This window comes from Pontiella agarivorans, assembly GCF_034531395.1.
Classification (GTDB): Bacteria; Verrucomicrobiota; Kiritimatiellia; order Kiritimatiellales; family Pontiellaceae; genus Pontiella; species Pontiella agarivorans.
Genome location: NZ_JARVCO010000012.1, coordinates 379,911 through 395,960 on the forward strand (window position 1 = coordinate 379,911; position 16,050 = coordinate 395,960).

Below are 16,050 nucleotides of genomic sequence, written 5' to 3' on the forward strand. Positions count from 1 at the left end.
TTGGTAATTATGAAAACTGCAAAAAAAAATATCCTGCGAACGGCATGGGTTGGTCTGCTGCTCAGTGCCGGGGCGGCCATGGCATATCCTCCGGCCCCGCCGCATACCCTCTATGGCATGATCCGGGGCGAAGACGGTGAGCCGGTGAATGATTCTTCGTATATCGTCTTTGAAACGTCGGAAGGGCAGACTTTCAGTGGGGCGGTATCGGAGAATCTTGAACCGGGGATCAACTATGAAATGATTGTGCCCATGGATGTGGATCCGTCGAATCCCTACCACGAAAATGCTCTAGCTCCCGAGGTGCCGTTCCGGATTTATGTGGTGATCGGTGCTTCCACCCATGTCCCGCTTCAAATGCAGGGCGACTATCTGCTGCTGGGAGATGAGGGGCGGAAAACGCGTCTGGACCTCACGCTCGGAGTGGACTCGGACGGAGACGGTCTGCCGGATGCGTGGGAGCAGTTCCTGATCGATATTTTAGGCGGCGGTTTAACGCTGAGCGATATTGAACCGGATGGAGATGATGACGGAGACGGAATGACTAACTTTGAAGAGTATATTGCCGGAACGTATGCCTTTGATCATTCCGATCTGTTTGAACTCCATCTGAAGGAACGCACGACGAATGCGACCGTTTTTCAGTTCCTGGCTATTGGAGGGAGAACCTATACCATCGAGGAAACTGACGATCTTCAGGAATGGAACATCGCGGAATTTTCTGTGCCGTCGATCCGTACGAATCAGGTGATTGCCTATCCGGCATCCCGTGTGGGGACTGTTGAGATCGAGGTGAACTCAACCAATCCTGCAGTCTTTTACCGGGGTGTCGTACAATAGTGCCGGCCTGCGAAAAGAGATATGAGTGCACCTGAATTTTCATCTCGTACCAGCAGAGCCCTTTTTTTTGCGGGGATTGGAGTCATCTTCATCGGCTTGGTCCTGTTCTGGACATTGATGCGTCCTCATTCGGCCGCCCCGGGAAAGCCGGTTGAGGAGCGCTATTATGCAAACGGCGAATTGCGAAGCCGTACGGAAATCGCGGACGGTGTTCCGGACGGTCTGTCTCAGGGCTGGTACACCAACGGGCAGTTACAGGTGACCGAATATTTCACTCATGGAATTTCACATGGGCTGCGAACCCAGTGGTACATCACCGGTGAAAAAAAGTCTGAAGCAGAAATCGTCAGCGGTCAGATTCATGGGCGATTTCGGCGCTGGCATAAAAACGGTCAGTTGGCTGAGGATGCCGGATTCAGTAACGGCACGCCCCATGGAATCTCCTATGCCTGGTATGAGGACAGCTCGAAAAAGGCCGAGGTGCTTATGGGAAACGGCAGCGTTGTTAAAAAGAAGTTCTGGGATGAGTCCGGCACGTTGATGAAATAGGGGCGATCAGGAGCGTCGGCGTCCGATCCCGGCAACGGGATGGAACTATTCTTTGCACGATTACCGCATTGCATGGATTTCTTTTTTATTTCCAATAGCTCGAAGTCCGGCTAAGATTTTTACTTTTATGATGGAGCGACCGATGCGAAAACTGATTCTGATACTGGGTGCAGCTCTTCTTGCCTCAATTCTGAACGGCTGTGTCTCAAACTATGAAAAACGCGGGTTGGCCTATTCTGCGGAAACCCGTGCGTCTGAAGTTGAATTTCTGGTGGATGAAACGTGGGTGGACACGAATGGTGTGCGGTATGTGGATCAGGAAATTTTTGATGCGATCTATGAAATGATCGATGAGGCCGAGCAGTTTGTGCTGATCGATCTGTTCCTGATGAATGAGTTCGGTTTTGAGGTCGGTCCATGCATGCGGGCTTTGGGGCCGGAGTTGACGGAAAAACTGCTGGTGAAACGGAGCAACCGCCCGGATGTTGAAATTATCTTTATTACCGATCCGGTGAATACGGTATATGGTTCAATTGAATCGCCGCAGTTCCAGGCCTTGGAAAAGGCCGGTGTGCAGGTGGTGGTGACGGATCTGAATAAACTGCGCGACAGCAATCCGATTTATTCCAAACCCTGGAGGATTCTGGCGCAGCCGTGGGGGACCGGGCCGGGAAATATACTGCCGAATCCGATGGGTGAGGGGCGGATCTCGCTGCGCAGTATGTTTAAGATGCTGAATTTTAAAGCCAACCATCGGAAGGTGGTGGTGACGGATCAGGCGTTGCTGATGACCAGTGCCAATCCGCACAGTGCGAGTTCGGCGCATCGCAATGTGGCGTTGAAAGTGAATGCCGGGATGGCCGAGGCCTGCGAAATGGAGTCGGCGGTTCTGGAGTTTTCGGGTGAAGAAAAGTTTGTTCCGGAGTTTGGAGGGCGAGGCTCCGTCCGAGCCGCAGCGTCCTCCATGGCTCGGACGGAGCCTCGCCCTTCAGAGGGATACAAGGTCGAGCTGCTATCTGAAATCCGGATTCGCGACAAGGTGCTTGAACTGCTGGAAAACGCACAGCCCGGGGCCCGAGTGGACCTGTGTATGTTTTATATGTCGGAAAAAAAAGTGATTAAAGCCTTCGTCAACGCCAAAAAACGCGGGGTTGATGTACGCATTATCCTTGATCCGGCCAGAGATTCGTTCGGGCGGACAAAGAACGGCGTGCCGAACCGGCAGAGCGGTGCGAAACTGGTAAAAGCCGGGATTCCATTGCGTTGGGCCGATACGCACGGGGAACAGTGTCACGCGAAAATGCTTTATGTGGAGAATCCGGATGGATCGGCCACGTTACTGCTGGGTTCGTGTAATTACACGCGGCGGAATATGAATAATTTCAACTGCGAGGCTGATCTGGCTTTTACCGCGCCGCGGGATGATCCGAATCTGGTAAAGGCGTGCAAGACGTTTGATCGGTGGTGGAGCAATGAGCCGAACCGGATTTATACCTGTGACTATGAAAAATACCGCGATGGAAACTGGTGGCGCAAGTTCTGCGCCTGGTGGGGAGAAACGTCGGGTATGTCGATCTTCTGATTCATGCCCTTCGCTTTCGTTTGAGGGATTTGTATAGAGCGAACAATAAATCCGTATCGATAGTCAGGGGTATGGAACGGTGCGGGTTTTGCTGGAACGAGCGGTATTAGCGAGGCGGGTAGATTCAATAGAGTTGGATGGAATGGGCCTTGTGCCATTTGGCGACGAGCTCGGTGCGGTGATGGACTTCCAAGGCTCGGAAAATGAGTTCCAGATGTTTTTGCACGGTGCGTTTCGAGATGTTCAATTCATCGGCGATCTGCTGGTTATCGAGGCCGGCGGCGACCTGCTCAATCACTTCCCGCTGGCGGGAGGGCAGGGCATCGATCGCTTTGCGTAATCGGGCGGCCACCGCTTCCTGCTCTTCCGACTGGAAAAGTGCATCTTTCAGCATGCCCAGCTTCATCTTTAGCGATCGGGTTTGTTTCCAGTGTTTCCAGGCCAGTTCAAGGTGGGGAAGGATTATGCCCATCATCGAACGGTGTTTTTCTGAATATTTCCGTTCACGGGAATAGACGCCGGTCAGCAGTTCATTGCCATCGCGCAGGCCAATCCATATTTGATTCTGAGCCTCAACTTTACTGTAGAATTCATTATAGAGAGCCGTTTTCAGTAATTCTTTCATGGAGGGTTCCAACTGCGTCATACTGAGTTCGGGAACGGTCTGGCTGACCATTTGTGATGCGTACGGATGGTCCAAGATGCATTTTTTAAAAATAGGGACTAAACGATCGTCCACGGTGGGCAGTTCCTGCTCAAGCAGGGTGAACGGCTCGAGCTGGTAGAGTTCCGATGAAAAGTGAACGTTGCTGAACATCTGCATAAGAACAGCATGCATATGTTTTGTGAAGGACCGGTTTTCATTGGCCTGGTGGAGGAGGTCACAGACTTTAACCGTCCGCTGGAGATCGGCTTCTGACAGATTCCGGTAACCTGCATTCGTAAAATTTTCCATCGTTTCCTCCCTTGTCTTGTGCAGCTAAGAGTGGAGATGCCCACGATAGTGCTTGTGAAATAAAAGAAGATTGTGCGGAATGCATAACACCTTCAGCAGTAAAAAATTACCTTGATAACAGGATAAATCAATAAAATATGAGTAATACGATAATTAAACTACGCAAAAGGACGTATGTGCCATTTTTCCCAGAGGTTTTATAGTCGTTGTCGAAAGAAAGGCCTGATGACGCCGCACGTTTAAATGCAGAAAACAGTACAGATTGATCAAGCAGGAGTTGGGAAATGAAAAAGAAAACAGGAAATTCCGTAATCATTATTGCGATGGCTGCCATCCCGGCCATGGCCAACTTTTCCGGAGGGGATGATTTTAATGGTAACTCGATGGATGGGGCTAAATGGGTTAACACAGAGACCCAAGTAGGATGCGCCTTGGAAGAGACAAATGGAAGATTGGAACTTGTTTCTTCAACCGGCCCGCAGGATTTCCGACCGGTCAGTCGTACATGGATTCTTAACAGTGGTAGCTATGCGCAGGACTGGTCCATGACCTATGAAACGATGAATACGCTTGATGAGACATCGATTGTAAACAATGAGTGCTCGATCGGATTCTGGATTACCGGAAGCGAATCAAACGGAACGTTTGTCTCTTCAAAAAACTATTTCAGCTTTTCGCGGGATAAATCAAATTATGGAATAGCGGAACATGATTTCAGTGTTGGAGCGGCTGTTGATGATGTGCAGGTGCTGGATGCCACCAAAAGACTAACCAATGACTTTTTGGCTGTTAAATTGACCTTCAGCTCCAAAACGAAGCACCTGCATCTTTTCTATGATGAAGGTAACGGCTTTTTCCCCTTCACCTCCTTTAATACCACCGCATGGGGCATGACGGATGAGGACACCTTCACGCTGAATCTCGGTGGCGGTGACCGGGGGATGGCTATTCCGAGCGGAGCGGTCTATGGCGATAATCTGGAACTGTTTCCATACATTGGAACTGTGCCGCCGAATGAAGAAGCGCTGATTCCCTGTTCCTCCATTGTGGGCAGTTGGGTAACGGGCGATTCAACCACCGAGGACACGGTAATGATTACCTTCATGGCTGATGGAACCTATTTTCTTTCTCACGATAGTTCAGCCGGGTTTGCCGGGGGACTTGGGATGGAAAGAGGAACCTATACGTGGAATGGAAATACTGGAGCATTTGCTGCGACTGTAACTGTGGATACTAATGGTCAAGGGGGACTATCGCATCCTGGTGGAAGCGTTACCGTCACAGTGAACGGTGATGCCTTGAATTATTCGTCGTCCTCAGAAAGTACTACACCCTTCCAGCGCGTTTATAGCCCGTCCACTCCGCCATCCATCATAGGTGGTTGGTACCATTTGGATACCGTAAACAACCATGATAATGTGGTGTTCACTTTCCTGCCAAACGGCATCTACTTCTTTGCACAGGATGGCGAATCGAGTTTCGATCCAAATGGATACGACGGCATGGAGCGCGGAGTCTATTCCTGGGATGGTGCTTCATTGTCGATGGAGGCATTCACCGACACCTGTGGAGAATGGGGTATGGATGGCGAAAGCGGCGTGTCCAGTGTGGTCAGCGGCAACACGATGACATGGTTTGGTGATTTTGAGTTGTCCAGAGTAGTTGACCCGCAGTGTTCCGATCTCGACGGTGATGGTCTGCCCGATGTTTGGGAGCAGCAATACTACGGCAACCCCACCAACGCCCCTGCAAGCGGAAATGGTGATGGCGACGAGCTGGACGACCGGGCTGAATTTGTTGCGGGCACCAACCCGACTAACGGGGCTTCCGTATTCGAAGTTTCTGATTCCGGCGCAAGTCCCGCCGGATATGTACTCAGCTGGAATGCCGTTGAAGGGCGCAGCTACGGGGTTAAATGGACCGATAGTCTGACGAATTCATTGATGGTGCTAACCAATGGCATCGCCTATCCGCAAAACAGCTTTACCGACACCGTCCACTCAACGGAAGGCGAAGGGTTCTACAGCATAAATGTGAAACTGGATGAATAAAAGGCCGGGCTCGTTCGCCCGAGTGAGGCGTGGTGGCGTGTCCAGCTCGGCTCACGTGGCGAACGTGCCGCAGTTTGTGGGACGTGCCTCCTCGCAAGAGGGCGCGCTGAATGCAGCGAGACAAAAGTGCACACTAAAAAAATAAACCTTATTAATCATGATATTTTAGATTATCTCGATATCGGTTAATGCAACGGTAACCGTATCGAGCTTATCGGTTGCCCAACGTGAAGGGACTACATCTATTATGATGCTTTCAGTGATGTGACGAATGAAGTTGCTGTGAATGCCGCAATCTCTAACCATTCTACACAGCGCTCATGACCCTTACTCTTTCTGGAGATGTAGGCTCCGGCATTGTTAAGGGAGCTTTGAAGTAAGTGTTTGGGAATGCGGGCACGAACTGGGATGATTCTTTAACAGAATGACACTTTGACTATTAATGATGGGGGTGCTGTTTTCAGTCTTGGTACAATAATCGCCCAGACCGGGCAAACGACAAGTTGTTATCTGGCAGATGATGGTGCTTTGTAAAAGGGAATGGTTTGGCCTAACCTTCGCTTCATGGATTCGGGAAGTGGCTACATCACAGATTTACTAACAGGTCTAGAACTAACAGGTCTAGAGTGGATTAAGGATCCCGATTCCTAATCGGGGAGTGGGGCAACTACTTGGACAAATGCGATTAACTTCTGTTATGCTCTGTGCGATGCAGGGAATTCTGATTGGCGTTGTTCCTCCATTTCGGAACTTATGAGCCTTATTGATCACTCTTAGATTGGTGTAGTCCTGCCTCTTGGTCACCCATTCGTTGGCATAAAAAAACGGAAACTATTGGAGCCGCTCAACAGCGGTCATCGCCCAAGAAGATGGGGATGGTGACGGCAATCTAAACTGACAGGAATATATTCGGGGAAACAATCCTGCCAACGGCGGTTCCTGCTTTTATTTTCAATTCTCTGCCAATCAACCCAGCTGCTTTGCCGAGCTGTTTTTACTGCGTGAAGATCGATTGGGTGGAATAAGATGCATTTATATTCCTAATTGATAGCTGGATAGAAGCAGAGATCATTGACGCCCTATTTTGCACCCTCGAACTCACCCCGAATGAGTAGTGCATGAATTATTGTATAGGATAAGATGTAAAAATTATAAAATACTTTATTGATCGTGCACCCGTCTATGGTCAGTCAGCGTGTGTAGGGGTGGGTTCGAAGATTGACGGACCGCCGAATTTATTATGGACCGAAAGTGCATTTCAGAGCGTCTGTAGTCACAGCTTGCTCATTTTTCTTCGGTAAGGACCTGTGGTATACCCGTTCTTTATCCCGCATCAATTCCCCTTCCAATGTCCGTAAATGTGGTTTATCTATAGGCCACTTCTAAAGGGGTTTTTGAATGAAACGTTCGAGTTTAATGGCGGGACTGCTGAGTGTGCTGGTTCTGTTTGCCGTGGCAACGGCATTCAAGGCGGCGCAAACGGTGGTGCTTCCGCTGATGATTGCCTGGTTGCTGTCCTATATCTGCGGACCGGTGGTTAACTGGCTGGTGCACAAGCGGGTACCGCTGGGTTTATCGGTTTTCGCGGTGCTGGTCCTGGTGTTGTTTGTCTGTTATCTGGGCGGCGTTTTTCTGGGGGGCCGCGTGCGTGATGTGCTGGCGGAATCGCCGAAATATCTGCAGCAGCTTAATGTGATTTATCAGGATCTGGTTTCCGGGCTGGATCTTCCTGAGGATTATTTGGCGGATATCAACTGGACACAGCAGGTGTATCCGAAGATTGCATCAGCCTCCGTGACGCTCGCCGGATTTATGACCAACTTTCTGGGTAAGCTGATGCTGGTCCTGATCTTTCTGGTGTTTATGCTGCTGGGTAAACCGTATTTCAAATATAAAGTGGCGGCCGCTTTTCCGGCGGAACGGGCTACGGTTTTTACTGAAATGACGGCGTCGATCTCCAAGCAGATCGGGCAGTATCTTGTGGTGAAGGTGGCCATCAGCGGGACTACCGGCGTAATGGTCTGGGTGGTGCTTTCACTGTTGAAAGTGGAGTTTGCTCTGACCTGGGGGGCGTTGTCGTTTTTCCTTAATTTCATTCCGAGCATCGGCTCAATCATTGCCTCGATTCCTCCGGTTCTGCTGGCGATTGTGCAGTATTACCCGTCGGTTTGGACACCCGTGTTTACGGCGTTGGCTTTGCTGGTGATCCAGATGACGATGGGCAATGTGGTGGAGCCGAAAATTATGGGCGACAGCCTGAATCTGAGTCCGGTGGTTATTTTGCTTTCGCTGATTTTCTTCGGGTGGATGTGGGGAATCACCGGTGCGTTGCTTTCGGTGCCGATTGCCGCGGCGATTAAAATTGTGTGCGAAAATATCGACGCGCTTAAACCAATCAGTATCTTGATGGGTTCAGGCAAAAGCCTGTGGAAAGAAACCCACGAAACCCAGGGGAAATAGAACAGTGGAACTACCGAATATATTTGAACGACCTGAAGTCAATCAGCTGATCGATCTGGCACTTACGGAGGACCTCGGCCCGATCAATACCGATGTTACCTCCGATTCAACGGTGCCGCCCGAAGAGCAGGCTGTTGCGCACATGGTGGCGCGCGAAGCCTGTCGTCTGGCTGGTATTCATGTGGCGGCGGAAGTTTTTCGAAGGGTTAATCCGGAGCTTCAGTGCGACGTTTTGGTTGAAGATGGGCGTGCTGTCGAGGCGATGACTACGGTGCTGGAGATTAAAGGTGCCGCGCAGAGCATTCTGACCGCGGAACGTACCGCGTTGAATTTTATTCAGCGGATGAGCGGCGTCGCGACGATTACAGCAGAATACGTCAAAGCGGCCGGCAATCCTGACGTCATGCTCCTGGATACCCGGAAAACTACACCGGGACACCGTGCATTTGAAAAATATGCGGTGCTCTGCGGCGGAGGGACGAATCATCGTATCGGGCTGTATGATGCGGTGTTGATTAAAGACAATCATCTTGTTTCGTGGGAAAAGAAACACGGTACCGGTGTCGGCGAATGTGTTGCGGCTGCGCGGGCCAAATATCCGGGGCTTAAAATTGAAGTGGAAGTGGATACGGTGGAGCAGTTGAAGGAGTCCCTGACCACCCGGCCGGACTGGGTGCTGCTGGATAATATGCCGCCGCCGGTGCTGCGCGAATGTGTGGCGTTGTGCAAAGGCATCTGCAAGACGGAGGCTTCCGGCGGTATCAATCTTGAGACGATTTATGACATTGCCCAGACCGGCGTGGATGCCATTTCGGTGGGTGCTCTCACGCACTCGGCTCCATCGATCGATCTTGCGCTCGATTTTGTGGAGTAACATGATTCCGCAGTGTCACAGTGTGGTCAGGGGAACATCAGTTTAAGTTCTGTGAGTTCCGCGCTTCTGCGGGAAAAATAAGATGAGTGCGATACTGGTCATAGATATTGGGAATACCAGTTCTTCGGTGGGTTACTATCGGAACGGGAAGGTGACGTCGGTGGGGCGGTGTGCATCGCGGTTCCAATCCTTGGAAGACGTTGAGCCGATTCTTACGAAGAAACCGGTTGAGGCCGTGGTGATTGCTTCGGTGGTGCCGCCGGTGAATGCCCGGTGGAAAAAAGCCGTGAAATTACTCGGGCTGCCGAAGCCGCTGTTTGTTTCGAGTGAACTTGAGCTGGGTGTTCCGGTTGATTATCCGAAGCCGGAAAATATCGGAGCGGATCGTCTGGCGAATGCGGCGGCGGGGGCAAAGCTGATGGGGACGCCCTCGGTGGTGTGTGATTTCGGGACGGCACTGACCTTTGATATTCTCGATCCGGTAAAGGGGTACAAAGGCGGTATTATCTGCCCGGGTCTGCCGCTGATGTTTGATTATCTGGCCGAAAAAACCGCACTGCTTCCGCATGTGGAACCGGTCAAAACCAAAGCGGTCGTCGGCCGCAATACCAAGCAGGCGATGCAGATCGGTGCCCGTCTGGGCTATCGGGGCATGGTGCGTGAAATTCTCCAGTCGCTGAAAAACGATTTCGGTGTCACGGAGCTTCCGGTCTGCTGCACCGGAGGTTATGCCGGGTGGATTTTCAAAGACTGGGATATTGCGGCGGTCATTGATCCCAAACTCACACTGCGGGGAGTCGGAATTATCGGTGAGCTGAATCTCTGATTCTTTAGACGCGGTCCGATTTTCCAATAGGCCTTTTAAAGCGAGGCGTCACGCTCTACTCTGTTTTCCTACTGAATTCAGTGTGGGGATACTATGAGCTGTAAGTGTGACATCAGGGAAAAAGTCGATGGGATGATTGACCGCATCGGCACAGCAAACGATCTGGCGATTCCGTTGCTGCAGGCGGTGCAGAGCGAATTCCGGTATATTCCGGTTGAGGCGATTGAGCAGATTGCCGCGCGGACGGAAATGACCGAAACCCGGTTGTATGGCGTCGCCACGTTTTACTCGCAGTTCCGTTTGGAGCCGGTGGGTGAAAAAATCATCAAGGTGTGCCATGGCACCGCCTGTCATGTGGCCGGTGCAGAAGGTGTGACGGAAGCGCTGGAAAGACGCTTGGGAATATCCGATGGCGAGACGACGGCGGATGGACGATATACGCTGGAATCGGTGGCTTGTCTGGGCTGCTGCTCGCTGGCGCCTGTGGTGGCGGTGGATGATGATATCAGTGCGAGGGTTGATCGCGGCGCCGTGGTGAAGCTGATCGACGAATTGGAGGCACTCGATGGGTAATTCTTTCAACATTGCTGTCGGAATGTCGACCTGCAATATGGCGGCGGGATCACGCATTCTTTTCCAAACTCTGGAAAAAGAGGGGTTTGGCGATGATCTGAGCATTATGGGTTGTCTGGGCATGTGCCATGCGGAACCGCAGATTCAGATCACTGATTCCCGGAATAATACATTTCTTTATCAGGATCTTAATCCGGAAAAACTTAACCGGATCATCCGTGATCACTTGCGCGGCGGTACCCCGATCGAAAAGTGGCTGTTTAAGTCCGATGAGGGAATCGGACCGGAACTGCTGGGTAAGCAGCGGCGCATCGTGCTGGGTAATTGCGGCCGTATTAATCCTGAAAATATCGATGAATATCTGGCTGCCGATGGCTATAAGGCATTGGAATCTGTGCTGAAGCAGAATGACCCGATGGCGATCTGTAAAACCGTTCTGGCTTCCGGGCTGCGGGGCCGGGGGGGGGGGCGGATTCCCGACGGGGATGAAGTGGAAGTTTGCGTTGGCCGAAGAGCGGAATGAAAAATATGTGATCTGCAATGCCGATGAAGGCGACCCCGGGGCGTTCATGGACCGCAGTAAGCTGGAATCGGACCCGCACGAAGTGCTGGAAGGCATGGCAATTCAGGCCTTTGCAACCGGCGCGAACGAGGGTTATATCTATTGCCGTGCCGAATACCCATTGGCGATTGCCCGCTTGAAAATTGCCATTACTCAGGCGGAAGAACGCGGATTTCTGGGGGACCATATTCTGGGCACCGGCTTTTCACTTAAGCTCCATATCAAAGAGGGAGCGGGAGCTTTTGTCTGTGGCGAAGAGACCGCGTTGATGGCTTCGGTTGAGGGGGAGCGTGGAATGCCGAGGTTGCGTCCTCCCTTTCCGGCGCAGTCCGGACTGTTCGGGAAACCGACGACCATTAATAATGTGGAAACACTGTCGAGTGTGCCGTGGATTATCCGGAACGGGGCGGTTGCATATAATTCCATCGGTACGGAAAAATCGAAAGGCACCAAGGTGTTTGCGCTGGCGGGAAAAATCAAACGCGGTGGCCTGGTGGAAGTGCCGATGGGTATCACCATCCGTGAAGTGGTTGAGGAAATCGGCGGAGGAACAGGTACAAATCGTGCCGTGAAGGCGGTGCAGATGGGCGGTCCGTCCGGCGGCTGCATTCCGGAATCGCTGCTCGATACTCGGATCGATTACGATGAGGTCAACCGTACCGGAGCCATCATGGGTTCGGGCGGTATGATTGTGCTCGATGAAACGACCTGTATGGTGGATGTTGCTCGCTACTTTCTTGATTTTACGCAGCTGGAATCGTGCGGAAAATGCACCTTCTGTCGGATCGGTACGCGCCGTATGCTGGAAGTGCTTAGCCGTATCTGTGAAGGCCGAGGGGTGCCGGAAGATCTCCAGACGCTGGACGAGCTGGCGGTGCAGATCAAGGATACGAGCCTCTGTGGGCTGGGTCAGACGGCACCGAATCCAGTGCTGACGACGCTGAAATATTTTCGGGAAGAGTACGAAGAGCACATCAATGATAAAAAATGCCGGGCGGGCAAATGCAGCAGTCTCTGTGATTATGTGATTGATGGGCGGGCCTGTACTGGCTGCACCGTCTGTGCGCGCAAGTGTCCGGTTGGTGCTATTTCCGGGGAGCGGAAAAAAGCGCATGTGATCGATCTCGACATCTGTGTGCGCTGCGGAGTCTGTCGTGATGTCTGTAATTTCGATGCGGTGAAGGTGGTGTAGTCATGGCGGAATTGAATTTTATCTTAAATGGAAAGCTCGCTGCAGCGAAAGCGGGGGACACCATCCTGAATGCGGCGAAGGCTGCGGGGCTGTTTATTCCGACCTTCTGTCACCGGGATGATCTCAAGCCGTTTGCTTCTTGCTTTGTCTGTGCGGTAGAGGTGGAGGGGCGGCGGACGCTGGTGCCATCGTGTTCCACCGAAGTGGCGGAGGGCATGGTGGTCAATACTGAGAACGAGCGGGTGAAAAATGCGCGGAAGACGTGTCTGGATCTGCTGCTCTCTGACCACGTGGGGGATTGTCTCGGCCCATGCATGACGTCGTGTCCGGCGGGGATCGATATCCCGGGTTTTGTGAACCACATCGCGGAAGGGCGGGACCGCGAGGCGCTGGAGCTGATTGTAAACAACATGCCGCTGGCCGGCTGTCTGGGCCGTGTTTGCACGCGGCCGTGCGAAGAGGGTTGCCGGCGTCAACTTGTCGAACAGCCGGTGGCGATCTGTCAGCTGAAGCGTTTTCCGGCGGATCAGGCTGTTTTAGGTGGGTGGAACATGACGCCGGAAAAATGTTCGGATATCGGGAAAACAGCGGCAATTGTCGGTGCGGGGCCGGCAGGGCTTTCGGCGGCGTATTTTCTGCAGCAATTCGGCGTCGACTGTACGGTGTTTGATGCGCATGAAGCTCCGGGGGGTATGATTCGCTACGGGATTCCCTCGTACCGGCTGCCGCGCGAAGTGATCGATGGTGAGGTGGCGGTGATTGAGGAACTGGGGGCGGAGTTCCGCTACAGCACGAGGCTGGGGACCGATATCACATTTGAAGAATTACAGGAACAGTTCGATGCGGTTTTTCTCGGGCTCGGTGCGCAGCAGGCTTCGGGGATGCGGACGCCCGGCGAGGAACTCGCGCGCGTTCGAAGTGGCATTGAGTTTCTCGGTGCGGTTTCGCGCAATGAGTCGTTGCCGGTCGGGCGCCGGGTTGTGGTGGTCGGCGGAGGTAATACCGCCATTGATGCGGCCCGCACAGCGCTGCGGCTGGGTGCGGAGTCGGTGAGTATTCTGTATCGACGTGCACGGGAGCAGATGCCGGCGTGGGACGAGGAGATTGATGATGCTCTGGAGGAGGGAATTATGCTGGAAACACTGGCGGCTCCGGTGAGGATTGAGCAGAGCGGCGATGAATTGCTTCTGACCTGTATTAAAATGGAGCTGGGCGAGCCCGATGTATCAGGGCGCCGCCGGCCGGTTCCGGTGGAGGGGTCGGAATACACGGTTGCGGCGGATGATGTCATTGCGGCAATTGGCCAGCATGTGGATGCATCGATGGTCTCCGGAATTGAGCAGACGCCGTGGGGTTCCTTGAAAGCGGATGAGCAGACGGGGCAGACACAGATTGAAAAGGTGTTTGCGGGAGGCGATTGTGTGACGGGCGCAGATATTGCGGTGAATGCAGTGGCTGCCGGACGGCGAGCTGCATTTGCGATGAATCAGTATCTGCGCGGCGAAAACATTGTTGGCGATCCGAAAGGATATAATCACAGCATGGGAAAACTGGCTGAAATCCCGGCTGAGGTTGTTGCTCCGTTCGATACCGCGGATCGCGCGGTGATGCCGCGGCTCGAGCCGAAACGCCGGGCCCAGACTTTCCGGGAGGTGGAAATCGGGTTTACGGAAGAGCAGGCGAGGGCAGAGGCGGCGCGGTGCATGGCGTGCGGCTGCCGTGATGCGCATGAATGTGCACTGCGCGATTTTGCCACGCGATTTGATGCATCGCCTCAGCGTTTTGCGGGAGATAAACGGAGTTATCGCCGGGACGATTCCCATGAGGTATTGGTATATGAAGAGCATAAATGCATTCAGTGTGGAACCTGTGTGCGGGCCTGTGATGAACTGTTGAATGACCCCTGCGTTGGGTTTTCGGGACGCGGTTTTGATGCCCGTGTGAAACCGGCGTTGGATCGTAAACTGTGCCTCATTAACAGCGAGGAACTTCCGAAGTTGGCGGAATATTGTCCCGTCGGTGCTCTGACCCTGAAGAGCGATGCGGTGGCCACACTGAAGCCGGGTGCTTTTCTTGACGTGAAGGAGGATGAATGATGGACACATTTGATACTGTCGAAGCGGTGCTTGATTTTGCGGTCCGGCGGGAGCAGGAAACGGTTGAGTTTTATGAAAACCTTGCCGGACGGACGGATAATCTTCAGCTGAAAAAGGCGCTGACGGCGTTTGCCGGTGTGGAGAAGGGGCATAAGAAAAAACTGCTGGCGGCGAAGGAGGCCGGATTGGCCGTGGGTGAACCGGGCGGTCGCGTGGTTGATCTCAAAATCGGGGATTATCTGGTGGAGGTTGATGCGGGGCCGGAGATGAGCTTTCAGGATGCGCTGGTGGTGGCCATGAAGCGGGAAAAAGCGGCGATGGAGCTCTATGCGGATATGGCCAGCCGGATTTCGAATGCGGAACTTAAGGCCATGTTTGAAAAGCTGGCCCGGGAAGAGGCCGGGCATAAACTCAGTTTTGAAACGGCGTATGAGGAGCATTTTATGCAGGACAACTGACGGCGTTTACAGGCATCTGCAGGTTGAACCGGTTTTCGAGGGGATGAAGCCGGCTTATTTTGATATTCTTTTTGAACAATTGCGGGTGGAGGTTTTCCAATGTTTGGAAAAGATGAGCTCCGGGCTTTTCTTTTGCGTTGGCCCTAGTAAAATTTGCCAGCTTTTGAACCCATAGAGGAATTTATATGACAACGACGCATAGTTTGATTAATCAGCTGATTCAGCTTCAGGAGCTGATCGTTGCGAACATGCAGAAAAAGGTTTCGCAGCCGAATGCCCGTCTGGAGGAGCTGAACAAATCCATCCAGGCGCTGAGCGCTGATGTGCCTCAGCAGATTAAGTCGCATTTCAACCGGTTGCTGCAGAAGCATCCGGAAGCGATTGTTCCGGTTTCCGGGGAGCTGTGCGCAGGGTGCGGTATGTCGCTGACCAAGAGTTTGGTGCAGAGTGTGGCTAAATCGGAAGCGCTGAACCGCTGCCCGAACTGTGCCCGCTTTTTGTATTATCCGGATCAGCTGGTGGAACGCGAGCGCGTAAGTCGTTCGTACGGCGAAGTTCAGAAAAAGGGAATCGCCCGCTTCACAGCACCTGAGCTGATGATGTTTCCGCTGAAGGGCGGAACCGGTGAGGAGGTGCTTGCGGAAATGTGTCAACGGATGCAGCAGGAGGGTTTTGTGAATGATGGCGATCATCTGCTTGATCTTGCACTGCAGCGTGAAGCCATCATCAGTACCGCGGTGGATAACGGCCTGGCTTTTCCGCACGTACGCGGTGTGGAGGGCGGGGGCCTTTCGATGGCGGTAGGGATCAGTAAAAAAGGGGTGAAGTTCGGCGGTCCCGGCCGTACGTTGTCGCGCATCTTCTTTTTTGTGGTTATTCCGACGGCAACGAGTGCGTTTTATCTGAAACTCATTGCCGGACTTTCTAAAACGTTCCGGGATAAAGATGCGCGTGAAATGCTGCTGAACTGTGCTGATGAAGCAGAGCTGTGGAAGGCGCTGAACAAGACGACGCGCAAAACCTTCAAATAGA

At 52.7% G+C, this 16,050-nt stretch carries 12 protein-coding genes and 1 pseudogene; 12 read left to right on the forward strand and 1 reads right to left on the reverse strand.

Annotation, left to right across the window (positions count from 1 at the left end):
- Positions 1 to 9 precede the first annotated feature (9 nt).
- The 3 genes from P9H32_RS14680 (at position 10) to P9H32_RS14690 (ending at position 2,971) form a co-directional block, all read left to right on the forward strand.
- Positions 10 to 840 (forward strand): hypothetical protein, encoded by an 831-nt coding sequence (locus P9H32_RS14680; protein WP_322609664.1) that lies wholly within the window; start codon positions 10 to 12, stop codon positions 838 to 840.
- A 21-nt stretch (positions 841 to 861) separates the two neighbouring features.
- Positions 862 to 1,389 carry a toxin-antitoxin system YwqK family antitoxin gene (locus P9H32_RS14685; protein WP_322609665.1) on the forward strand — a complete coding sequence of 176 codons (528 nt, stop codon included), beginning with the start codon at positions 862 to 864 and terminating at the stop codon, positions 1,387 to 1,389.
- Between the two features lie 142 nt (positions 1,390 to 1,531).
- Positions 1,532 to 2,971: a phospholipase D-like domain-containing protein gene (locus tag P9H32_RS14690; RefSeq protein ID WP_322609666.1), complete on the forward strand. Its 1,440-nt coding sequence runs from the start codon at positions 1,532 to 1,534 to the stop codon at positions 2,969 to 2,971.
- Positions 2,972 to 3,095: 124 nt separating this feature from the next.
- Here the strand turns inward: P9H32_RS14690 and P9H32_RS14695 are convergent, their stop codons facing one another.
- Complete coding sequence (locus tag P9H32_RS14695; RefSeq protein WP_322609667.1) at positions 3,096 to 3,926, reverse strand: response regulator transcription factor; 831 nt, start codon at positions 3,924 to 3,926, stop codon at positions 3,096 to 3,098.
- A gap of 284 nt (positions 3,927 to 4,210) precedes the next feature.
- Between P9H32_RS14695 and P9H32_RS14700 the strand changes: the two genes are divergently transcribed.
- The 9 genes and pseudogenes from P9H32_RS14700 (at position 4,211) to P9H32_RS14745 (ending at position 16,049) form a co-directional block, all read left to right on the forward strand.
- Positions 4,211 to 5,977 (forward strand): hypothetical protein, encoded by a 1,767-nt coding sequence (locus P9H32_RS14700; protein WP_322609668.1) that lies wholly within the window; start codon positions 4,211 to 4,213, stop codon positions 5,975 to 5,977.
- A gap of 1,398 nt (positions 5,978 to 7,375) precedes the next feature.
- Positions 7,376 to 8,437: an AI-2E family transporter gene (locus P9H32_RS14705; RefSeq protein WP_322609669.1), complete on the forward strand. Its 1,062-nt coding sequence runs from the start codon at positions 7,376 to 7,378 to the stop codon at positions 8,435 to 8,437.
- A 4-nt stretch (positions 8,438 to 8,441) separates the two neighbouring features.
- On the forward strand, positions 8,442 to 9,311 hold the full coding sequence (nadC, locus tag P9H32_RS14710; protein ID WP_322609670.1) for a carboxylating nicotinate-nucleotide diphosphorylase: 870 nt from the start codon (positions 8,442 to 8,444) through the stop codon (positions 9,309 to 9,311).
- A gap of 82 nt (positions 9,312 to 9,393) precedes the next feature.
- The gene (locus P9H32_RS14715; protein ID WP_322609671.1) at positions 9,394 to 10,137 is read left to right on the forward strand and encodes a type III pantothenate kinase; all 744 of its coding nucleotides are present in this window, start codon (positions 9,394 to 9,396) and stop codon (positions 10,135 to 10,137) included.
- 93 nt (positions 10,138 to 10,230) lie between these two features.
- Positions 10,231 to 10,710: an NADH-quinone oxidoreductase subunit NuoE gene (gene nuoE / locus P9H32_RS14720; protein WP_322609672.1), complete on the forward strand. Its 480-nt coding sequence runs from the start codon at positions 10,231 to 10,233 to the stop codon at positions 10,708 to 10,710.
- Positions 10,703 to 12,464: pseudogene (locus P9H32_RS14730) on the forward strand (NADH-ubiquinone oxidoreductase-F iron-sulfur binding region domain-containing protein). Before nuoE ends, P9H32_RS14730 begins: the two are co-directional and overlap by 8 nt.
- A 2-nt stretch (positions 12,465 to 12,466) precedes the next feature.
- Positions 12,467 to 14,560 (forward strand): FAD-dependent oxidoreductase, encoded by a 2,094-nt coding sequence (locus tag P9H32_RS14735; protein ID WP_322609675.1) that lies wholly within the window; start codon positions 12,467 to 12,469, stop codon positions 14,558 to 14,560.
- Positions 14,557 to 15,018 carry a ferritin family protein gene (locus tag P9H32_RS14740; RefSeq protein WP_322609676.1) on the forward strand — a complete coding sequence of 154 codons (462 nt, stop codon included), beginning with the start codon at positions 14,557 to 14,559 and terminating at the stop codon, positions 15,016 to 15,018. Before P9H32_RS14735 ends, P9H32_RS14740 begins: the two co-directional genes overlap by 4 nt.
- Positions 15,019 to 15,203: 185 nt before the next feature.
- Positions 15,204 to 16,049, forward strand: a complete 846-nt coding sequence (locus P9H32_RS14745; RefSeq protein WP_322609677.1) for a PTS sugar transporter subunit IIA — start codon at positions 15,204 to 15,206, stop codon at positions 16,047 to 16,049.
- Position 16,050 lies beyond the last annotated feature (1 nt).